At 63.8% G+C, this 22406-nt stretch carries 17 protein-coding genes; 16 read left to right on the forward strand and 1 reads right to left on the reverse strand.

Annotated elements, in window-relative coordinates; all coding sequences use genetic code 11:
* The first annotated feature begins 127 nt into the window (after positions 1-127).
* The 16 genes from ABCR88_RS02090 to ABCR88_RS02165 all read left to right on the forward strand — a co-directional run bounded on the left by ABCR88_RS02090 (position 128) and on the right by ABCR88_RS02165 (position 20416).
* The gene (locus ABCR88_RS02090; protein WP_011058777.1) at positions 128-1597 is read left to right on the forward strand and encodes a cytosine permease; all 1470 of its coding nucleotides are present in this window, start codon (positions 128-130) and stop codon (positions 1595-1597) included.
* A 75-nt stretch (positions 1598-1672) separates the two neighbouring features.
* Positions 1673-2638 carry an ABC transporter substrate-binding protein gene (locus ABCR88_RS02095; protein ID WP_011058778.1) on the forward strand — a complete coding sequence of 322 codons (966 nt, stop codon included), beginning with the start codon at positions 1673-1675 and terminating at the stop codon, positions 2636-2638.
* Between the two features lie 71 nt (positions 2639-2709).
* Positions 2710-3561, forward strand: a complete 852-nt coding sequence (locus ABCR88_RS02100; protein ID WP_011058779.1) for a proline/glycine betaine ABC transporter permease — start codon at positions 2710-2712, stop codon at positions 3559-3561.
* The gene (locus ABCR88_RS02105; RefSeq protein ID WP_011058780.1) at positions 3558-4388 is read left to right on the forward strand and encodes a glycine betaine/L-proline ABC transporter ATP-binding protein; all 831 of its coding nucleotides are present in this window, start codon (positions 3558-3560) and stop codon (positions 4386-4388) included. Before ABCR88_RS02100 ends, ABCR88_RS02105 begins: the two co-directional genes overlap by 4 nt.
* A gap of 80 nt (positions 4389-4468) precedes the next feature.
* The gene (gene hutH / locus ABCR88_RS02110) at positions 4469-5992 is read left to right on the forward strand and encodes a histidine ammonia-lyase (protein ID WP_350404059.1); all 1524 of its coding nucleotides are present in this window, start codon (positions 4469-4471) and stop codon (positions 5990-5992) included.
* 117 nt (positions 5993-6109) lie between these two features.
* On the forward strand, positions 6110-7648 hold the full coding sequence (hutH, locus tag ABCR88_RS02115) for a histidine ammonia-lyase (protein ID WP_019095429.1): 1539 nt from the start codon (positions 6110-6112) through the stop codon (positions 7646-7648).
* Positions 7649-7804: 156 nt separating this feature from the next.
* Complete coding sequence (locus ABCR88_RS02120) at positions 7805-9217, forward strand: amino acid permease (protein WP_350404060.1); 1413 nt, start codon at positions 7805-7807, stop codon at positions 9215-9217.
* Positions 9218-9227: 10 nt separating this feature from the next.
* Positions 9228-10433 carry an imidazolonepropionase gene (gene hutI, locus ABCR88_RS02125; protein WP_019095428.1) on the forward strand — a complete coding sequence of 402 codons (1206 nt, stop codon included), beginning with the start codon at positions 9228-9230 and terminating at the stop codon, positions 10431-10433.
* Between the two features lie 10 nt (positions 10434-10443).
* Positions 10444-11244, forward strand: coding sequence for an N-formylglutamate deformylase (hutG, locus tag ABCR88_RS02130; protein WP_350404061.1), 801 nt, complete (start codon positions 10444-10446; stop codon positions 11242-11244).
* Positions 11245-11445: 201 nt separating this feature from the next.
* Entirely contained in the window at positions 11446-12417 is a 972-nt protein-coding gene (gene pip, locus ABCR88_RS02135; RefSeq protein ID WP_011058786.1) for a prolyl aminopeptidase, read from the forward strand.
* Positions 12414-12851 carry a D-aminoacyl-tRNA deacylase gene (dtd, locus tag ABCR88_RS02140; protein ID WP_015633852.1) on the forward strand — a complete coding sequence of 146 codons (438 nt, stop codon included), beginning with the start codon at positions 12414-12416 and terminating at the stop codon, positions 12849-12851. The genes pip and dtd overlap by 4 nt, the downstream gene beginning before the upstream one ends.
* 276 nt (positions 12852-13127) lie before the next feature.
* Entirely contained in the window at positions 13128-14960 is a 1833-nt protein-coding gene (locus ABCR88_RS02145; protein ID WP_011058788.1) for a glucan biosynthesis protein G, read from the forward strand.
* Positions 14953-17523, forward strand: coding sequence for a glucans biosynthesis glucosyltransferase MdoH (gene mdoH / locus ABCR88_RS02150; protein ID WP_350404062.1), 2571 nt, complete (start codon positions 14953-14955; stop codon positions 17521-17523). The genes ABCR88_RS02145 and mdoH overlap by 8 nt, the downstream gene beginning before the upstream one ends.
* Positions 17524-17782: 259 nt before the next feature.
* Positions 17783-18580 carry a transporter substrate-binding domain-containing protein gene (locus tag ABCR88_RS02155; protein WP_019095754.1) on the forward strand — a complete coding sequence of 266 codons (798 nt, stop codon included), beginning with the start codon at positions 17783-17785 and terminating at the stop codon, positions 18578-18580.
* Between the two features lie 146 nt (positions 18581-18726).
* Positions 18727-19689 carry an amino acid ABC transporter permease gene (locus ABCR88_RS02160; protein WP_011058791.1) on the forward strand — a complete coding sequence of 321 codons (963 nt, stop codon included), beginning with the start codon at positions 18727-18729 and terminating at the stop codon, positions 19687-19689.
* On the forward strand, positions 19682-20416 hold the full coding sequence (locus ABCR88_RS02165) for an amino acid ABC transporter ATP-binding protein (protein ID WP_011058792.1): 735 nt from the start codon (positions 19682-19684) through the stop codon (positions 20414-20416). Before ABCR88_RS02160 ends, ABCR88_RS02165 begins: the two co-directional genes overlap by 8 nt.
* Positions 20417-20462: 46 nt before the next feature.
* On the opposite strand, the gene ABCR88_RS02170 is transcribed toward ABCR88_RS02165, so the two are convergent.
* Positions 20463-22379: a methyl-accepting chemotaxis protein gene (locus ABCR88_RS02170; protein ID WP_236185270.1), complete on the reverse strand. Its 1917-nt coding sequence runs from the start codon at positions 22377-22379 to the stop codon at positions 20463-20465.
* Between the last annotated feature and the right edge of the window lie 27 nt (positions 22380-22406).

Raw genomic sequence — 22406 nt, forward strand, 5'->3', positions numbered from 1 at the left:
ACCGCTCTCTGTAGGAGCCAGCTTGCTGGCCAAGCATGCACCGCGGTGCATCAGGCACACCGCCTCGCAAGCCCGCTCGCTCCTACAGGGGAAATCGTCTGCAGTGCCCACTAGAGGTTCGACGTCCATGGCTTTAGCGAATGATCGTGCAAGCAACAAACCGTTGATCGAAAGGCGTTCGATCGACTACATCCCGGAAGCGGAAAGACACGGTCGTCTCTTGAGTCAATTCACCCTGTGGTTGGGCGCCAACCTGCAGATCACCGCCATTGTCACCGGCGCCCTGGCAGTGGTCCTGGGCGGTGATGTGTTCTGGTCGCTGATCGGCTTGCTGGTCGGTCAGTTGCTGGGGGGCGGGGTCATGGCCCTGCATGCCGCCCAGGGCCCGCAACTGGGGCTGCCGCAGATGATCTCCAGCCGCGTGCAGTTCGGCGTGTACGGTGCGGTGATTCCCCTGGTGCTGGTGTGCCTGATGTACGTCGGCTTTTCCGCCAGCGGTTCGCTGCTGGCGGGGCAGGCTGTGGCGCAACTGCTGCACGTCGAAGACTGGGCCGGCATCTTGCTGTTCGCCGGCTCGATCATGGTCTTCACCATTTTCGGCTACCGGGTCATCCACGGCATCGGGCGGATCGCCAGCGTGCTTGGCGTGGTGGCCTTCATCTACCTGTTCTACAAGCTGCTGGCAGGCAACGACATCGCGGCCCTGCTCGGCAACAAGCATTTTTCCCTGGCCAGCTTCCTGCTGGCGGTATCGCTGTCGGCCTCCTGGCAGATCGCCTTCGGCCCTTATGTGGCGGACTACTCGCGCTACCTGCCGCGCAGCACCTCGGCGGCGAAAACCTTCTGGGCCGTAGGCCTGGGTTCGGTGATCGGGGCCCAGGCCGCGATGGTCTTCGGGGTCTTCGCGGCGGCCCTGGCCGGGTCCCAGTTCGCCCACCACGAGGTGTCGTTCATCGTCAGCCTCGGCGGTACCGGTATCGTCGCCGGCCTGCTGTATTTCGCCGTGGCCTTCGGCAAGGTCACGGTGACCACGCTGAATGCCTACGGCAGCTTCATGTCGATCGCCACCATCATCAGCGGCTTTCGCGGCAGCCGGCATATCGGCAGCGGTGTGCGCCTGTTCTACATCTTCATCATGGTCTCGCTTGCCGCCACCCTGGCACTGTTGGGCAAGGATTCGTTCCTCAAGGATTTCTCCGCCTTCATCCTGTTCCTACTGGCGTTCTTCACGCCCTGGAGTGCGATCAACCTGGTGGATTTCTACTGCATTACCAAGGAGCGCTATGACATCCCCGCGCTGTCCAATCCGGACGGTCGCTACGGCCGCTGGAATGTCATGGGCATCAGTATCTATGTGTTCGGCGTGCTGATTCAGATGCCGTTCATTTCCACCCACTTCTACACTGGCCCCCTGGTGGCGAGCCTCGGAGATACCGACATCTCCTGGATCATCGGCCTGGTGGTGCCCGCGGCGTTGTACTACGCCTGTGCGAAGAAGTGGCATGGCGCGGTGCCCGAGCACCTGATCCTGCCAGTAGAGCAGGGCGCGCCCACCGAACAAAAAACGAGTGGGACCACCCGCGCTGCAGCGGTATGAGTCTTGATTGGACGTGGACAGGGCTGGATGCCTCTTAACTGCCGTAAGCCAACTCATGATTAGGAGCGTCACACAATGAAAATGCATAAGACCCTGCTGACCACGTTGCTGTCCATGGGCCTGCTGGCCGCTTCCGGCGCTCAGGCCGCGGGCTGGTGCGAGTCGGGCAAGGCGGTGAAGTTCGCCGGCCTGAACTGGGAAAGCGGCATGTTGCTGACCGACGTGCTGCAACTGGTCCTGGAGAAGGGCTACGGCTGCAAGACCGACAGCCTGCCGGGCAACTCCATCACCATGGAAAACGCCCTGGGCAGCAATGACATCCAGATCTTCGCCGAAGAGTGGGTGGGCCGCAGCGAGGTGTGGAACAAGGCCGAGAAGGCCGGCAAGGTGGTGGGCGTCGGCGCGCCGGTGGTGGGTGCTGTCGAAGGCTGGTACGTCCCGCGCTACGTGATCGAAGGCGACGCCAAGCGCAAGCTCGAAGCCAAGGCCCCGGACCTGAAGAACATTGCCGACCTGGGCAAGTACGCCAGCGTGTTCAAGGACCCGGAAGAACCGAGCAAGGGGCGTTTCTACAACTGCCCGGCGGGCTGGACCTGCGAGCTGGACAACAGCGAGATGCTCAAGAGCTACGGCCTGGAAAGCAGCTACACCAACTTCCGCCCGGGCACCGGCCCGGCCCTGGATGCGGCGGTACTGTCGAGCTACAAGCGCGGCGAGCCGATCCTCTTCTACTACTGGTCGCCGACCCCGCTGATGGGCCAGGTGGACCTGGTCAAGCTCGATGAGAAACCTGGCGTCGACAAGAGCGTGAGCATCAAGGTCGGCTTGTCCAGAGTCTTCCACGACGAGGCCCCGGAGCTGGTGGCGGTACTGGAAAAGGTCAACCTGCCGATCGACCTGCTCAACCAGAATCTGGCGCGCATGAGCCGCGAGCGCATCGAGTCGCCGAAACTGGCGAAACTCTTTCTCAAGGAACATCCTGAAGTCTGGCACCCATGGGTCAGTGAAGAGGCCGCCGGGAAAATCGACGCGGCCCTGTAGCCCGGGCTTTTCCGGCGGCTCCAAGGGCCGTCGGGAACCGGACAGCAACCTCCTTTGAGCGAGAGTTTCCTATGTTTCCAGAAAGCTTCACGTTTTCCATCGCCGATTGGGTCAACGGCTGGGTCGACGCCCTGGTGACCCATTATGGCGATGTGTTCCGGCACATTTCCGACACCCTGCTGTGGGCCATCGTCAACCTCGAAGGCCTGCTGCGCATGGCGCCCTGGTGGCTGATGCTGGCGATTGTCGGCGGTATCGCCTGGCACGCCACCCGCAAGCTGCTGACCACCGCGGTGATCGTCGGCCTGCTGTTCCTGGTGGGCGCGGTGGGGCTGTGGGACAAGCTGATGCAGACCCTGGCGCTGATGCTGGTGGCCACCCTGATCTCGGTGCTGATCGGCATCCCCCTGGGGATCCTCTCGGCCCGCAGCAACCGCCTGCGCTCAGTGCTGATGCCGCTCTTGGACATCATGCAGACCATGCCCAGCTTCGTGTACCTGATCCCGGTGCTGATGCTGTTCGGCCTGGGCAAGGTGCCGGCGATCTTCGCTACGGTGATCTACGCCGCGCCGCCCTTGATCCGCCTCACCGACCTGGGGATCCGCCAGGTGGACGGCGAGGTGATGGAGGCGATCAACGCCTTCGGCGCCAACCGCTGGCAGCAGCTGTTCGGTGTGCAACTGCCCCTGGCCCTGCCGAGCATCATGGCCGGGATCAACCAGACCACGATGATGGCCCTGTCGATGGTGGTGATCGCCTCGATGATCGGTGCCCGTGGCCTGGGCGAGGATGTGCTGGTGGGGATCCAGACCCTCAACGTCGGGCGCGGCCTGGAAGCGGGGCTGGCGATCGTGATTCTGGCGGTGGTGATCGACCGCATTACCCAGGCCTACGGTCGTCCGCGCCATGAGGTGAGCAAATGAGCAGCGCTGCCATCAGCAAGATCGAAGTGAGGAACGTCTTCAAGATTTTCGGCAGTCGCCCTGCCGATGCCCTGGCGATGATCCGCCAAGGCAAGGGCAAGGACCAGGTGCTGGCCGAGACCGGCTGTGTGGTCGGGGTCAACGACCTGTCCCTGAGCATCGGCACCGGCGAGATCTTCGTCATCATGGGCCTGTCCGGCTCTGGCAAGTCGACCCTGGTGCGCCACTTCAACCGCCTGATCGACCCCACCAGCGGCGCGATCCTGGTGGACGGCGAGGACATCCTGCAATACGACATGGAGGCCCTGCGCCAGTTTCGCCGGCACAAGATCAGCATGGTGTTCCAGAGCTTCGGCCTGCTGCCCCACCGCAACGTGCAGGACAATGTTGCCTACGGCCTCAAGGTGCGCGGCGAGAGCAAGGCACTGTGTGCCGAGCGTGCCTTGCACTGGATCAACACCGTGGGCCTCAAGGGCTACGAGAACAAGTACCCGCACCAGCTGTCCGGCGGCATGCGCCAGCGGGTCGGCCTGGCCCGGGCCCTGGCGGCGGACACCGACATCATTCTCATGGACGAGGCCTTCAGCGCCCTCGACCCGCTGATCCGCGCAGAAATGCAGGACCAGTTGCTGGAGCTGCAGAAGACGCTGCACAAGACCATTGTCTTCATCACCCATGACCTGGACGAGGCCGTGCGCATCGGCAACCGCATCGCGATCCTCAAGGACGGCCGCCTGATCCAGGTGGGCACGCCCAGGGAGATCCTGCATTCACCGGCGGATGAGTACGTCGACCGCTTCGTCCAGCGTCGTGCCGCGACGGTGTAGTTCAACAGCCCACAAGCCCCGGGCCCGTAGGAGCTGGCTTGCCAGCGAAGAGGCCCCCGGATTTCACCACGAGGTTAACGATGTTCCAGGCTGAAAAGATCGTAATCGCCGACGCCCCCCTGGGTTGGCAGGATGTTGTCGCCGTCGCCCGCCACGGTGCTGAGCTCGAACTCTCGGAGCAGGCCTGGGCGCGGATCGACAATGCCCAGGCCATCGTGCGCAAAGTGGTGGACAGCGGCGAGCGCGCCTATGGCATCAGCACCGGCCTTGGGGCCTTGTGCAATGTGTTGCTGGCCGGCGAGCAGCTCAGCCAGCTGTCACGCAATACCCTGCTCAGCCATGCCTGCGGAGTTGGCCCGGTGCTGGCCGACGAACAGACCCGGGCGATCATCTGTGCGGCCATCATCAACTACAGCCACGGCAAGTCCGGGATCCACCGGCAGGTGGTCCAGGCGCTGCTGGCGCTGCTCAATCGCGGGATCACCCCGCAGGTGCCGTCGCAGGGTTCGGTGGGCTACCTGACCCACATGGCCCATATCGGCGTGGCGCTGCTCGGCGTCGGTCAGGTCAGCTATCGCGGGCACATCGTCAGCGCCGAGCAGGCCCTGGCCGAGGAAGGGCTGCAAGCGGTGCAACTGGGGGCCAAGGATGGTCTGTGCCTGGTCAACGGCACGCCGTGCATGACCGGCCTCGGTTGCCTGGCCCTGGCCGATGCCAGCCGCCTGTTGCAGTGGGCCGACGTGATCGGCGCCATGAGCTTCGAGGCCCTGCGCGGCCAGATCGCCGCCTTTGATGCCGAGATCATCGCCCTCAAGGCGCACCCCGGCATGCAGGTGGTGGGCAGCAACCTGCGGGCCTTGCTCGACCGCAGCGAGGTGATCGCTTCCAGCAAGGGCATCCGTACCCAGGACGCCCTGAGCATCCGCTCGATTCCCCAGGTGCACGGTGCTGCCCGGGATCAACTGGCCCACGCGGCCAGGCAGGTGGAAACCGAGCTCAATGCCGCTACCGACAATCCGTTGCTGCTGGGCACCCCGGACAACTATCGGGTGGTGTCCCAGGCCAACCCCCACGGCCAATCGGTGGCCCTGGCGGCGGACGTGCTGGCGATTGCCATGGCCGAGATCGGCTCCATCGCCGAGCGCCGCCTGGACCGCCTGATCAACCCCCATGTCAGTGGCCTGCCGGCGTTCCTGGTGGCCGAGCCCGGGGTCAACTCCGGGATGATGATCGTGCAGTACGTGGCGGCCTCGCTGTGCGCGCAGAACCGCCAGCTGGCACAGCCGGCGGTGCTCGACAATTTCGTCACCTCGGGCCTGCAGGAAGACCACCTGAGCCTGGGCACCAACGCCGCCCTGAAGCTGCTGCAGGTGCTGGACAACTGCACCCAGATCCTCGCCATCGAGTACCTGCTGGCGGCTCAGGCATTCGAATTTCTCAAGGAGCAGCGCTTCGGCACCGGCACCGGCATTGCCTGGTGCCTGCTGCGCGAGCGGGTTCCGGCCTACGACCAGGACCGCTGGCTGGCCCCGGATATCGCCAGCGTGGCGGCCTTGCTCAAGGACCCGCGATTGCTCAACAAACGCTTTTCCAAGGTGCAATAAAACGGATTTCCCCATCGCCAGCGTGCCAAGGCGCCACCTGCTCAAGCTGCGGGTGGCGACGGACAACGGAAGCTTCCGGAGCGACTGGCTAGTTATTACAAAACTCTCAAAAGGAGCATGAATGTGACTGCGCTAAACCTGATTCCCGGCCAACTGACCCTGGCCCAACTGCGGGCCATCTATCAGCAGCCGCTGACCCTGACCCTGGATGGCAGCGCCTCGGCGCAGATCGACGCCAGCGTCGCCTGTGTCGAGCAGATCCTCGCCGAGAATCGTACTGCCTATGGCATCAACACCGGTTTTGGCCTGCTGGCCTCGACTCGCATTGCCAGCGCCGACCTGGAAAACCTCCAGCGCTCGCTGGTGCTGTCCCACGCCGCCGGTGTTGGCGAGCCTATCAGCGATGACCTGGTACGCCTGATCATGGTGCTCAAGGTCAACAGCCTGAGCCGTGGCTTCTCCGGGATCCGCCGCCAGGTGATCGACGCCTTGATCGCCCTGATCAACGCCGAGGTCTACCCGCACATCCCGCTCAAGGGCTCGGTGGGTGCTTCCGGCGACCTGGCGCCTTTGGCCCACATGTCCCTGGTGCTGCTGGGCGAGGGCAAGGCGCGCTACAAGGGGCAGTGGCTGGAAGCGACAGCGGCCCTGGAAGTGGCCGGCCTCAAGCCGTTGACCCTGGCCGCCAAGGAAGGCCTGGCGCTGCTCAACGGCACCCAGGTTTCCACCGCATACGCCTTGCGCGGTCTGTTCGAGGGCGAAGACCTGTTCGCCGGCGCCCTGGTGTGCGGCGGCCTGACCGTGGAAGCGGTGCTGGGTTCGCGCTCGCCATTCGACCCGCGGATTCACGCCGCTCGTGGTCAGCGCGGGCAGATCGATACCGCCGCGGCCTATCGCGCGTTGCTGGGGGACAGCACCGAGGTATCCGCGTCGCACAAGAATTGCGACAAGGTCCAGGACCCGTATTCCCTGCGTTGCCAGCCACAAGTGATGGGCGCCTGCCTGACCCAGTTGCGCCAGGCTGCCGAAGTGCTGGTGGTGGAAGCCAACGCCGTGTCGGACAACCCGCTGGTGTTCGCCGCCGAAGGTGACGTGATTTCCGGTGGCAACTTCCACGCCGAGCCGGTGGCCATGGCCGCCGACAACATGGCCCTGGCCATCGCCGAGATCGCCTCCCTGAGCGAACGGCGGATCTCGCTGATGATGGACAAGCACATGTCCCAGCTGCCGCCGTTCCTGGTGGCCAATGGTGGGGTCAACTCCGGCTTCATGATCGCCCAGGTCACCGCCGCGGCCCTGGCCAGCGAGAACAAGGCCCTGGCCCACCCGCACTCGGTGGACAGCATCCCTACCTCTGCCAACCAGGAAGACCACGTCTCCATGGCCCCGGCCGCCGGCAAGCGCTTGTGGGAAATGGCCGAGAACACCCGTGGTGTCCTGGCTGTGGAATGGCTGGCGGCCTGCCAGGGGCTGGACCTGCGCGAAGGCCTGAAAACCTCGCCGACCCTGGAAAAGGCCCGTGCCACCTTGCGCGAGAAAGTGGCGTACTACGAGAAGGACCGCTTCTTTGCACCGGACATCAACGCCGCCAGTGAGTTGCTGGCTTCGCGTTGCCTGAACGGGCTGCTGCCAGCCCGGTTGTTGCCGAGCCTGTAATGCACGCCGGGCCGCCAGGCAGCTTCGCGCTCGGCGTGGAGCTGCGGCCCGTGCTGGTTGGCTTTACCTGCAAGACAGGCGCGGAGCGTCTGCTTCCTCCGCCCCGCACCCCTGCGCGGGGCGGACTTGTCCGATAACAATAAAAGGGACGATGACATGCAATCGCAAGACAGTGGACTACGCCGAGGGCTGACAGCCCGCCATATACGCTTCATGGCCTTGGGGTCGGCCATCGGTACAGGATTGTTCTACGGTTCGGCCTCGGCCATCCAGATGGCCGGGCCCGCCGTGTTGCTGGCCTACCTGATCGGTGGCGCGGCGGTTTTCATGGTGATGCGCGCCCTCGGGGAGATGGCCGTGCACAACCCGGTGTCCGGTTCGTTCGGGCATTACGCCAGCCAGTACCTGGGGCCGTTGCCGGGCTTCATCCTGGGGTGGACCTACGCCTTCGAGATGTTGATCGTGTGCCTGGCGGACGTGACTGCCTTTGGCATCTACATGGGCTTCTGGTTTCCCGAAGTGGCGCGCTGGATCTGGGTGCTGGGCATCGTGCTGTTCATCGGTGGCCTGAACCTGTGCAACGTCAAGGTGTTCGGCGAGATGGAGTTCTGGCTGTCGCTGCTCAAGGTCGGGGCGATCGTCGCGATGATCCTGGGGGGCTTGGGCATCATGCTCTTCGGTATCAGCAGCGCCGCGCAGGACCAGGCCACTGGCGCCGCCAACCTCTGGGCCCACGGAGGCTTCATGCCCAATGGCATCAGTGGGGTGATCGCCTCGTTTGCCGTGGTGATGTTTGCCTTTGGCGGCATCGAGATCATCGGGGTCACTGCGGGCGAGGCCCTGGACCCGAAGCGGGTCATTCCCAAGGCGATCAATGCCGTGCCGCTGCGTATCCTGCTGTTCTACGTGCTGACCCTGTTCGTGCTGATGTCGATTTTCCCCTGGCCGCAGATCGGTACCCAGGGCAGCCCGTTCGTGCAGATCTTTGACAGCCTGGGCATCAGCTCGGCCGCCACTATCCTCAATATCGTGGTGATTTCGGCGGCGGTATCGGCCATCAACAGCGACATCTTCGGCGCCGGCCGGATGATGTATGGCCTGGCCCGGCAAGGGCAGGCGCCCAAGGGCTTTGCCCAGGTGTCCAAGCACGGGGTGCCGTGGATGACCGTGGTGGTGATGGCCGTGACTCTGTTGATCGGGGTGGTGCTGAACTACCTGATCCCGGAAAACATCTTCCTGCTGATCGCTTCCCTGGCCACGTTCGCCACGGTCTGGGTGTGGCTGATGATTCTCCTGACTCACGTGGCCATGCGCCGTTCGATGACCGCCGAGCAGGTGGCCCAGTTGCAGTTCAAGGTGCCATTCTGGCCTTGGGCCCCGGCGGCGGCCATTGCCTTCATGCTGTTCATCTTCGGCGTGCTGGGCTATTTCCCGAAAACCCAGGGAGCGCTGATCGTCGGCGTAGTGTGGATCGCTCTACTGATCGTGGCCTATATGCTGTGGGTCAAGCCCATGGCGGGGCAGGCCCAGGCGATCATGAGCGACGCTCCTTTACCTACTGACCATTAATGGAGGTTGGATGAAAACTCTTTGGCAACACTGCAACGTCGCCAGCATGGCCTCGGGTGTTTACTCGATCATCGAGGATGCGGCCATGGTGACGTCAGGGGCGCACATCGAGTGGATCGGCCGGCGCTCGGAGGCGCTGGCCGGCGACTACGCCCAGGTCAATGACCTGGCTGGAGCCTGGGTAACCCCGGGCTTTATCGATTGCCACACCCACACGGTATTTGGCGGCAACCGCAGTGGTGAGTTCGAGCAGCGCCTGCAAGGGGTGAGCTATGCCGAGATCGCCGCTGCCGGCGGTGGTATCGCCAGTACCGTACGGGCTACTCGGGCCGCCACCGAGGAGGAACTGTTCGGCAGCGCCCGCAAGCGTCTGCTGAGCCTGTTGCGCGATGGCGTGACCAGCGTCGAGATCAAGTCCGGCTACGGCCTGGACCTGGCCAGCGAGCGCAAGATCCTGCGGGTGATCCGTCGCCTGGGCGAAGAGTTGCCGGTCAGCGTGCGCAGCACCTGCCTGGCGGCCCACGCCCTGCCGCCGGAATACGCCGAGCGCAGCGATGCCTACATCGAGCATATCTGCAGCGAGATGCTCCCGGCCCTGGCGGCCGAGGGGCTGGTGGACGCGGTGGATGCCTTCTGTGAATACCTGGCGTTCTCCCCGGAGCAGGTGGAGCGGGTGTTCATTGCCGCGCAACAGCTCGGCCTGCCGGTCAAGCTGCACGCCGAGCAACTGTCGTCGCTGCATGGTTCGAGCCTGGCGGCCCGCTACCATGCGCTGTCCGCCGATCACCTGGAGTTCATGACCGAGGAGGATGCAATAGCCATGGCGGCGTCCGGGACCGTGGCGGTGTTGCTGCCGGGGGCCTTCTATTTCCTCCGGGAAACCCAGCTGCCGCCAATGGAAGCCCTGCGCAAGCACGGGGTGAAGATCGCCGTGGCCAGCGACCTCAATCCCGGTACGTCACCGGCGTTGTCGCTGCGGCTGATGCTGAACATGGCCTGTACCTGTTTCCGTATGACCCCCGAGGAGGCCCTGGCCGGGGTTACCCTGCATGCGGCCCAGGCCCTGGGCATGGAAAAGACCCATGGTTCGCTGGAGGTGGGCAAGGTGGCGGACTTCGTCGCCTGGCAGATCGATCGTCCTGCCGACCTGGCCTACTGGCTGGGCGGCGATCTGGAAAAGCGCGTCGTGCGACACGGCGTTGAAGTGACTGTGTAGGAGAAGGGTTGTGGATAAGGTTCTGAATTTCAAACAAGGCCGGGTGCCGCTGCTGATCAGCATGCCCCACGCCGGTACGCGCCTGACCCCGGCGGTGGCGGCCGGGCTGGTGCCCCAGGCGCAGAGCCTGCCGGACACCGACTGGCACATTCCACGGCTGTACCAGTTCGCCCAGGAGCTGGGGGCCAGTACCCTGGCGGCCGAATATTCGCGTTTTGTCATCGACCTGAACCGCCCGTCCGATGACAAGCCCCTGTACGTGGGGGCCACCACTGGCCTGTACCCGGCCACCCTGTTCGACGGCGAGCCCTTGTTCGTCGAAGGTCAGGCGCCGTCCAGTGAGGAGCGCGAGCAGTACCTGCATGAGGTGTGGGGGCCTTACCACCGCACCCTCCAGCAAGAGCTGGCGCGGCTGAAGGCCGAATTCGGCTATGCCCTGCTGTTCGATGCCCACTCCATCCGCTCGCTGATCCCGCACCTGTTCGAAGGCAAGCTGCCGGACTTCAACCTCGGCACTTTCAATGGCGCCAGCTGCGATCCGCAACTGGCCAGCCGGCTGGAGGCGATCTGCGCCGGCCACGGCGACTACACCCATGTGCTCAACGGGCGCTTCAAGGGCGGGCATATCACCCGCCACTACGGCAACCCGGCCGAGCATATCCATGCCGTGCAACTGGAGCTGGCACAGAGCGCCTACATGGAAGAGTTCGAACCGTTCCGCTATCGCGAGGACCTGGCAGCACCGACCCAGGTGGTGCTCAAGGAATTGCTCCAGGGGCTGCTGGCCTGGGGGCAGGAACGTTACGCCTGACAGCAGGCGCTCCTACAACGGATACACGCTTTTTGTAGGAGCGCGCTTGCTCGCGAAGCGCCTTCGACCCCCGCGCAAAACCTGCAAACAACCCTGTTTTCTCCAAGGACATGCTCATTGCGTAATTCGGGTTTATGATGCCGGACGGCAGAATAAATGTAGTCCCCGCCAGGGATGAACCCGACCTCCACGGAGCGCGTAATGCAGACTTTGTACCCGCAGATCAAACCCTATGCCCGGCACGATCTGGCCGTCGACGAGCCGCACGTGCTGTATGTCGACGAAAGTGGTTCACCGGAAGGTTTGCCGGTGGTGTTCATTCATGGCGGGCCGGGGGCGGGCTGCGATGGGGCCAGCCGCTGCTACTTCGACCCGAATCTGTATCGCATCGTCACCTTCGACCAGCGCGGTTGCGGGCGTTCCACCCCCCACGCCAGCCTGGAAAACAATACCACCTGGGACCTGGTGGCGGACCTTGAGCGCATTCGCCAGCACCTGGGCATCGACAAGTGGGTGCTGTTTGGCGGCTCCTGGGGTTCGACCCTGGCCCTGGCCTATGCCCAGACCCACCCGGAGCGCGTGCTCGGCCTCATCGTGCGGGGCATCTTCCTTGCCCGGCCCCAGGAGATCCAGTGGTACTACCAGTGTGGCGCCAGCCGCCTGTTCCCCGATTACTGGCAGGACTATGTGGCGCCGATTCCCTTGGAAGAGCGGCATGACCTGGTCAGCGCCTTCCACAAGCGCCTGACCGGCACCGACCAGATCGCCCAGATGCATGCGGCCAAGGCCTGGTCGGGCTGGGAAGGGCGCACCGCGACCCTGCGACCCAACCCGTTGGTGGTGGACCGTTTCTCCGAGCCGCAGCGGGCGCTGTCGATTGCCCGGATCGAATGCCATTACTTCACCAACAACGCCTTCCTCGAACCTGACCAGCTGATCCGCGACATGGGCAAGATCGCCCATCTGCCCGGGGTCATCGTCCATGGCCGCTACGATGTGATCTGCCCGCTGGACAACGCCTGGGAGCTGCATCAGGCCTGGCCCAACAGCGAGCTGCAGGTGATCCGCGACGCTGGCCACGCCGCCTCCGAGCCGGGCATCACCGATGCTCTGGTACGCGCCACCGACCAGATGGCGCGCCGTCTGCTCGACCTGCCGCCCGAAGAAGCATGAAGGGCCTCTTGCAGCGCGTGCGTGGCGCGCGGGTGGAAGTCGCCGGGGAAATAGTCGGCGCGGTGGACCAGGGATTGCTGGTACTGGTGGCGGTGGAGCCCGAGGACACCCGGGCCAGTGCCGACAAACTCCTGCATAAGCTGCTTAACTATCGGGTGTTCAGTGATGCCGAGGGCAAGATGAACCTGTCCCTGGCGGATGTGCAGGGCGGCTTGCTGCTGGTGTCGCAATTCACCCTGGCGGCGGACACCAAGAGCGGGCTGCGCCCGAGCTTTTCCACAGCCGCGCCGCCGGCCCTTGGCGAAGAGCTTTTTGACTACCTGGTAGTGAAGGCGCAACAGTTGCATGGCAAAGTGGCATCAGGGCGTTTTGGCGCGGACATGCAGGTGCATCTGGTCAATGATGGCCCGGTAACCTTCCTGTTACAGACCTGAAAACGCCTGAAACAGCTTTTTCCACCGATTTGGGCCGGAAACTGCTGTTTTTCGCGATAAATACTTTGTTACCCCTGATGCGTTGTAACGCGGGCTACTAGATAATCGCGCGCTACGGGGATCAGCGTTCGTTGGTCCATTTTGACTTAAGTAGAGACTTGTCCACGGCCGTTTGGGGAATCATTTAGCCCCATCGGAGTCGGAACAATGCTCGCCAACCTGGCATATAGATAGCTGGCCGTTGGTTTTTTGATCTGTTTTCGGCGAGGGTTGCTCGTGATTGTTAGTCCCTGTAATGCACCAAACTTGTTTGCCAAACGGTTACGAAACGCACTGGTGACGGGCTCTGCGCTGGTCTGCCTGCTCGGCGCCGGTCAACTCATGGCATTCAATCTGGATGATGTATCGGTCAAGGCCAAGGACCTGGCCGGGCAGAAGTACGAGGCCCCGCGCAGTAACCTGCCGAACGAGTTCCGTGAGATGAAGTTCGCGGATTACCAAAAAATCCGCTTCCTCACCGAAAAAGCCGAATGGGCTGACCAGAAGACCCCGTTCAAGCTGTCGTTCTACCACCAGGGCATGCACTTCGACACGCCGGTGAAGATCAACGAGATCAGCGCCAACACCGTTACCGAGATCAAGTACGACCCGAACCGTTTCGATTTCGGCGACGTGAAGTTCGACCCCAAGGCCACCGAGAAGCTCGGCTACGCCGGTTTCCGCGTGCTGTACCCGATCAACAAGGCTGACAAGCAAGACGAGATCATGACCATGCTCGGCGCGAGCTATTTCCGCGTCGTTGGCAAGGGCCATACTTATGGCCTGTCCGCCCGGGGCCTGGCAATCGACACCGCCCTGCCATCCGGCGAGGAATTCCCGCGTTTCAGCGAGTTCTGGATCCAGCAGCCCAAGGCTACCGACAAGCACCTGGTGATCTACGCCCTGCTGGATTCGCCACGGGCCACTGGCGCTTATCGCCTGACCCTGCGGCCGGGCGCCGACACCATTGTCGACGTCAAGGCCCGGGTGTTCCTGCGTGACAAGGTCGGCAAGCTGGGCCTGGCCCCGCTGACCAGCATGTACCTGTTCGGCGCCAACCAGCCGTCGAAGGTCCTCAACTACCGTCGCGAACTGCACGACTCCAGCGGCCTGTCGATCCACGCCGGCAATGGCGAGTGGATCTGGCGCCCGCTGAACAACCCGAAACATCTGGCCGTGAGCAACTTCTCGGTGGAGAACCCGCGTGGTTTCGGCCTGCTCCAGCGTGGCCGCGACTTCAGCCACTATGAAGACCTCGACGACCGCTACGACAAGCGCCCAAGCGCCTGGATCGAGCCCAAGGGCGACTGGGGCAAGGGCACCGTCGACCTGGTAGAGATCCCGACCGCGGACGAAACCAACGACAACATCGTGGCGTTCTGGAACCCGGAAAAGCAGCCTGAGCCAGGCCAGCCGCTGGATTTCGCCTATCGCCTGCACTGGACCATCGACGAAGCCGCCCTGCATTCCCCTGACAGCGCCTGGGTACAGCAGACCCTGCGCTCCACCGGTGACGTCAAGCAGTCCAACCTGATCCGTCAGCCCGACGGCAGCGTGGCCTACCTGGTGGACTTCGAAGGCCCGTCCCTGGCGGCATTGCCGGAAAACGCCGACGTTCGCAGCCAGGTCAGCGTGGGTGACAACGCCGAGCTGGTGGAAAACAGCGTTCGCTACAACCCGGAAACCAAGGGCTGGCGCCTGACCCTGCGGATGAAGATCAAGGACGCGAGCAAGTCCACCGAGATGCGTGCCGCTCTGGTCCGCGACATTGCGCAGCCCGAGCCGGCAAAGGCCTCGACGCCGAACTCCAACTCCTCCATCGCCAAGGCCGACAAGATCGCCGCCAAGCAGCAGGAGAAGAAAGAGAAGGAAGCCGCAGCGGCAGCCGCCAAGCAGGCGCAAGCCCAGCCGGGCAAAGAGGCTAAAGACGCCAAGAACGCCAAGGACAAGGACCACAAAGACGCCAAGCAGCCTGCTGCTGCGGACGCGGCCCCAGCCACACCGGAACCGGTTAAAACGGAGCAAGTCCTGACCGAGACCTGGAGCTATCAGTTGCCTGCCGATGAGTAACTCTCAACTACAGCCAGCGTCTCTTGCCGAGTACCTGGCGCATTTGCCGATGTCGGACCAGCAGCGCGCGGAACTCGCGGGCTGCCAGTCCTTCAGCGAATTGCACCAACGCCTGTCGTCCAGCACCTTCGATGGCCCCACCGATGCCGCCCAGGCCTCGGTGGGCCAGCGCCTGACCCTGAGCACCGCCGCTGAGCTGGTAGAAGCGGAAATGCTCGCGGTGGACGCCGAGGGCCGGGTCTGCCTCAAGGCCACGCCACCGATCCGCCGCACCAAGGTGGTCCCGGAGCCGTGGCGCACCAATATCCTGGTGCGCGGCTGGCGGCGCCTGACCGGGCGTACCAACCCGCCAGCGCCGAAGAAGGACGAACGGGTACTGCCGGCCGCTCGCTGGCGTACCGTCGGTTCTATCCGCCGCTACATCCTGCTGGTGCTGATGCTCGGCCAGACCATCGTCGCCGGCTGGTACATGAAAGGCATCATGCCGTACCAGGGCTGGTCCTTCGTCGACCTGGAAGAGGTCATGCACCAGCCGCTGATGCAGACCGCCCAGCAAGTGCTGCCTTATGCCCTGCAGACCAGCATCCTGATTCTATTCGGGATCCTGTTCTGCTGGGTCTCGGCAGGTTTCTGGACCGCCCTGATGGGCTTCCTGGAACTGCTGACCGGCCACGACAAGTACCGCATCTCCGGGGCCAGCGCCGGCAACGAGCCGATTCCCAAGGATGCGCGCACCGCACTGGTGATGCCGATCTGCAACGAAGACGTGCCCCGGGTGTTTGCCGGCCTGCGCGCGACCTTCGAGTCGGTGGCGGCCACCGGTGACCTGGACCGCTTCGACTTCTTCGTCCTCAGCGACAGCAACGACAGCGATATCTGCGTGGCCGAGCAGCAGGCCTGGCTTGATGTCTGCCGCGAAGCCAAGGGCTTCGGCAAGATCTTCTATCGCCGCCGTCGCCGCCGAGTGAAGCGCAAGAGCGGCAACCTCGACGACTTCTGCCGTCGCTGGGGCGGTGACTACAAGTACATGGTGGTACTGGACGCCGACAGCGTGATGAGCGGCGAATGCCTGACCAGCCTGGTACGCCTGATGGAAGCCACGCCGGATGCGGGGATCATCCAGACCGCGCCACGGGCCTCGGGCATGGACACCCTGTATGCGCGCATGCAGCAGTTCGCCACCCGGGTCTACGGCCCGCTGTTCACCGCCGGCCTGCACTTCTGGCAGTTGGGGGAATCCCACTACTGGGGGCACAACGCGATCATCCGCATGCAGCCGTTCATCGAGCACTGTGCCCTGGCGCCGTTGCCGGGCAAGGGTGCCTTCGCGGGTGCGATTCTCTCCCACGACTTCGTCGAAGCCGCGCTGATGCGCCGTGCCGGCTGGGGCGTGTGGATTGCCTACGACCTGCCGGGCAGCTACGAAGAGCTGCCGCCGAACCTGCTGGACGAACTCAAGCGTGACCGGCGCTGGTGCCACGGCAACCTGATGAACTTCCGCCTGTTCCTGGTCAAGGGCATGCACCCGGTGCACCGCGCGGTGTTCCTCACCGGGGTGATGTCCTATCTATCGGCGCCGCTGTGGTTCTTCTTCCTGGTGCTGTCCACGGCCCTGCTGGCGGTCAACACCCTGATGGAGCCGCAGTACTTCCTCGAGCCGCGGCAGCTGTATCCGCTGTGGCCGCAGTGGCATCCGGACAAGGCCATCGCGCTGTTCTCCACCACCATCGTGCTGCTGTTCCTACCCAAGCTCTTGAGCATCATCCTGATCTGGGCCAAGGGTGCGAAAGAGTTCGGTGGCAAGTTCAAGGTGACCCTGTCGATGCTCCTGGAGATGCTGTTCTCCATGCTGCTGGCGCCGGTGCGGATGATTTTCCACACCCGTTTCGTACTGGCCGCGTTCCTGGGCTGGGCCGCGACCTGGAACTCGCCACAGCGTGACGACGACTCCACGCCGTGGAGCGAAGCGGTCAAGCGCCACGGTCCGCAGACCCTGCTGGGCTTCTGCTGGGCGCTGCTGGTGATCTGGTTGAATCCGAGCTTCCTCTGGTGGCTGGTACCGATCGTCGGTTCGTTGATGCTGTCGATCCCGGTGTCGGTGATCTCCAGCCGCGTGGGCCTGGGCCTGAAGTCCCGTGACGAAAGCCTGTTCCTGATCCCCGAGGAATACGCTCCGCCACAGGCGCTGCTGGCAACCGACCAGTACACCCATGAAAACCGCTGGCATGCGCTCAACGACGGCTTTGTCCGGGCCGTGGTAGATCCGCAGCAGAACGCCCTGGCCTGTGCCCTGGCGACCTCGCGCCACACCCAGGCCGAGCCCATCGAGTGGCTGCGCCAGGAGCGTGTACGCCATGCCCTGAAAGTCGGCCCGGCGGCCCTGAACAACAGCGAGCGGCTGGCGCTATTGAGCGACCCGGTAGCCCTGGGGCGCCTGCACGAGCAGGTCTGGAGCGAGGGGCACAGCGAATGGCTGAGCGCCTGGCGCCAGTCGGTGGATGCCGATCCCCATGCACCGCTGCTGCCGTTGCAGCCGTTGAACGCGGCGCCGCAACCGGCCTGAAGCCAACGCCCTTGAGCTCTTGCTCAAGGGCGTTTTGCTTTATGGCGCCAATGGCCGCCTACGCCTTGTCGGAGGCTGTGGCAGCGGCCACCGGTCGCTCCCCCTGAAACAACAAAAATCCTTGTGCAAATGGCCGAGTGCGTTAGCATCGCACCCGCAAATTTCTGCGCGCAATCGACAACGGCCTGCCATTCGAAGCACTCAAGCAGATGACCGCCGTGCGCAGACACCACAATAAAATGGCTTCAGGGGACTTGAGATGAAGAAGTATCTTTCGCTGCTGCTGGCGGGTGCCGCAGCCCTGCTGGCGGTCAACACGGCCCAGGCCGGTGCTATCGACGACGCGGTCAAGCGCGGCACGCTGAAAGTCGGCATGGACCCGACCTACATGCCGTTCGAGATGACCAACAAGCGTGGCGAAATCATCGGTTTCGAAGTCGACCTGCTCAAGGCCATGGCCAAGTCCATGGGGGTCAAGCTGGAGATGGTTTCCACTGGCTACGACGGCATCATCCCGGCCCTGCTGACCGACAAGTTCGACATGATCGGCAGCGGCATGACCCTGACCCAGGAACGCAACCTGCGCCTGAACTTCAGCGAACCCTTCATCGTGGTCGGCCAGACCCTGCTGATCCGCAAGGACCTGGAAGGCACCATCAAGTCCTACAAGGACCTGAACAGCGCCGACTACCGCATCACCTCCAAGCTGGGCACCACCGGTGAGATGGTCGCCAAGAAGCTGATCGCCAAGGCCAAGTACCACGGCTACGACAACGAGCAGGAAGCGGTGCTGGACGTGGTCAACGGCAAGGCCGACGCCTTCATCTACGACGCTCCGTACAACGTGGTGGCCGTCAACAAAGTGGGCAATGGCAAGCTGGTATTCCTCGACAAGCCGTTCACCTACGAGCCCCTGGCCTTCGGTTTGAAGAAGGGCGATTACGACAGCATCAACTTCATCAACAACTTCCTGCACCAGATCCACGAAGACGGCACCTACGATCGCATCCATGACAAGTGGTTCAAGAGCACAGAGTGGCTCAAGGACATGGAATAGGTGTCAGGCAACTGACTTCTGGTTGATCGCGAGCAAGCTCGCTCCTACAGGGCGCATAGCGTTTTTGTAGGCGCGAGCCTGCTCGCGACGATGCCCACCCGGGCTCTGCCGAACCTCCCCCGCTGCAAACCGCTGGAACCTGCAAAGTGAACAAACACAAGAAAGCCCAATGGCCCTGGCACGTGCTGACCGTGCTGGTGTTGATCGGTCTGGCTGGCGCGCTGTACTACGCCACCTCGTTGATGTCCTACGAGTGGCGCTGGAACCGTGTCCCCCAGTACTTCGCCTATCAGGCCGAAGAGTCCCAGCGGGCGGCGGAAATCTCCACCGTCGCCGAGGTGGTGCGCCAGGGCGGCAAGGCACAAGTCACGCTGCGTGGTGACTCGGGTGCCGAGCAGCATCTGAGTGTCGATGAAAGCAGCTTGCAGGTGGCTAGCGGCGATGACGTGGCCGAAGGCGATGTCATCGGCGTGACCCGGCACTGGGCCGCGGGCCCTCTGTTGTGGGGCCTATGGACCACCTTGTGGCTGTCGGTGGTGTCCGGCGTGCTGGGGCTGCTGATCGGCCTGGGTACCGGCCTGTGCCGGTTGTCCAGCAACCCGACCCTGCGCGACCTGTCGACGATCTATGTCGAACTGGTGCGGGGCACGCCGCTGCTGGTGCAGATATTCATCTTCTATTTCTTTATTGGCACGGTGCTCAATCTGTCCCGGGAGTTCGCCGGGATCGCCGCGCTGTCGCTGTTTACCGGGGCCTATGTGGCGGAAATCGTTCGCGCCGGGGTGCAGTCCATCGCCCGCGGGCAGAACGAAGCCGCCCGCTCCCTGGGGCTCAGCGCCGGCCAGTCGATGCGCCATGTGGTGCTGCCCCAGGCCTTCAAGCGGGTGCTGCCGCCGCTGGCCGGGCAGTTCATCAGCCTGGTCAAGGACACCTCCCTGGTGTCGGTGATTGCCATAACCGAACTGCTCAAGAGCGGCCGGGAAGTCATCACCACGTCGTTCTCGCCATTCGAGATCCTGTTCTGCGTGGCGGGCCTGTATTTGTTGATCAACCTGCCGCTGTCGAAGATGGCCAGCCGGCTTGAACGGAGGCTCGCGCAAAGTGATTGAAGTCCGCGATCTGGTAAAAGTCTTCGACACCCGCGGCCAGGTGGTGCGCGCCGTGGATAACGTCACCACCCAGGTGGCCAAGGGCGAGGTGCTGGTGGTGATCGGCCCGTCCGGCTCCGGCAAGTCGACCTTCCTGCGTTGCCTCAATGGCCTTGAAGAGTTCGATTCCGGCTCGGTGAGCATCGACGGCCTGCAACTGGCCGACCCGAGGACCGATGTGAACGCCTACCGCCGGGAAGTCGGCATGGTGTTCCAGCACTTCAACCTGTTCCCGCACATGACCGTGCTGGAAAACCTCTGCCTGGCGCAGAAGGTGGTACGCAAGCGCGGCAAGCAGGAGCGCGAGGCCAAGGCCCTGGCGTTGCTGGAAAAGGTCGGGATCGCCCAGAAGGCCCACGAGTTTCCTTCGCGGCTTTCCGGTGGCCAGCAGCAGCGTGTGGCCATCGCCCGAGCCCTGGCCATGGAACCCAAGGTGATGCTGTTCGACGAGCCAACCTCGGCCCTGGATCCGGAAATGGTCGGCGAGGTGCTGGATGTGATGAAGACCCTGGCCCTGGAAGGCATGACCATGGTCTGCGTGACCCACGAGATGGGCTTTGCCCGGGAAGTGGCGGATCGGGTGCTGTTCTTCGATCACGGCAAACTGCTGGAAGACGCGGCGCCGCAGGTGTTCTTCGATGCGCCGCAAGACCCACGGGCCCAGGCTTTCCTGCGCCAGGTGCTGTAAGGCCGGCTCCTGCATTTCCCGGTAGGAGCCGGCTTGCCGAAGCGGCTCAGACCCGGAAACGCCCCACCAGGCTTTGCAGGTGAATCCCCAGCCGCGCCAGCTCGGCGCTGGACGCGGCGGTTTCCTCGCTGGCCGATGACGTCTGTTCAGACACATCCCGCACATTCAACACGCTGCGGTTGATCTCTTCCGCCACCGCGCTCTGCTGCTCTGCTGCCGCGGCGATCTGCTGGTTCATCGCCTGGATCGCCGACACGGTACGGGTGATGTTTTCCAGGGAACCACCAGCCCGGCGTGTCAGCTCGACACTGCTGTCGGTCAGGCTGCGGCTGGTATCCAGGGTGCTGGCCACCTGCTGGGTGCCGCTTTGTAGGCCAACGATGAGCTCAGCGATTTCCTCGGTGGATTGCTGGGTACGTTGCGCCAGGCTGCGTACTTCATCCGCCACCACGGCAAAACCCCGCCCGGCTTCACCGGCCCGGGCGGCCTCGATGGCGGCGTTCAGGGCCAGCAGGTTGGTCTGCTGGGCCACCGACTTGATCACATCCAGGACGCTGCCGATCTTGTCGCTTTCCTGCTTGAGATGGCCCATGGCCTCGGTGGAATGGCCCACCTCGCTGGCCAGGCGCTCGATCTGGGCGATGGCTTCGTTCACCACCCGGTCACCCTCGCGGGCCTGCTGATCGGCGGCTACAGCGGCCTCTGAGGCTTCTTCGGCATTGCGCGCCACTTCCTGCACGGTGGCGGCCATTTCGTTCATGGCCGTGGCCACCTGGTCGGTCTCGACTTTCTGGCTGTTGACCCCGGCGCTGGTCTGTTCGGTCACCGCGGACAGTTGCTCGGCGGCGCTGGCGATCTGGGTCACGCCGTCGCTGATGCCGCCGATCAGTTCCCGCAAGCTCACCGTCATGCGCTGCATGGCTTTCTGCAGTTGGCCCAGTTCATCGCGGCGCTCTACGGCGAGGTTCTGGCTCAGGTCCCCGGAAGCCACGCGCTCGGCGGCCTTGAGGGTCTGCTGCAGCGGCTGGGTGATCTGCCGGGTGATGGCCCAGGCGGCGATCAGGCCGAACAGCATGGCCAGCAAGGTGGCGATCAGCAGGGTGCTCTTGGCCTGCGCGGCGTCGCTGTCACGCTTGGTGGTCTGGGCCACGGTCAGCTGCTTGCTCAGGTCCATCAGCCGGTCGCCCTGGGCGGCCATGCGCTTGAGCGCAGCCGCGCTGGCTTCTTCGGCGTCGCTGTAGGCGCTGACGGCCATCCGGTAGGCCTTCAGCGAGTCGCTGGCCTGTTGCAGGTTGGCAACGTGCTGCTCGGGCAGGCGCGAAGGCAGGCTGGTGAGGTTGTTCAGGGCGTTGTCGATGGCGTCCAGCGCCGGCTGCTTGGCCTCGGGCTTGGCGCTGTAGGTGTAGCCGCGTACCTGGAAGCGTGCCTGCTGGATCAGCTTGGACAGGTCGATCACGCTATTGAACTGCGCCACGCTGTCGCCTTGCAGCAGTGAGTTCTCAACCTCCGCGACCCGGGCCACGGCATTGTCCGCGGTGGCGCCAAGCTGGGACCTCGCGGCCTCGCGGCTGGCGGTGGCGCGAGTCATGTCGGCAAAGGCCTTCTGGTATTCGGCCACGGCGTCCAGTTGCTGGTCGACCATGGTGATGCTTTCCGGTTGCTGCAGTTGCGCGCGAGCGTCCTGCAGGCCGTCGTTGAGTTGCTTGAGGAAGTCGTTGACCGCGGCCGGGCCGTGTTCACCGCGGCTCATCTCGTAGTTGAGGCGGGCGATGCGCAGGTCCTTGGTCAGGGCGTAGATAACGGAAATATTGCCCAATTTGTCGCCCCGGTCGATCACCCGGCTCAGGCCGGTCCAGCCGGTGGCGGTGATCAGCAGGGTCAGGAGCAGTACCAGGCCGAAGCCGATACCCAGCTTGAGGCTGACGCTTACGTTTCCCAGGTTTCTGGCTAGCCAACGGTACATTCTGCGAACTCCCTTTTAGCAATGTGC

This window comes from Pseudomonas sp. W17 (genome assembly GCF_040268305.1).
Lineage (GTDB): Bacteria > Pseudomonadota > Gammaproteobacteria > Pseudomonadales > Pseudomonadaceae > Aquipseudomonas > Aquipseudomonas protegens.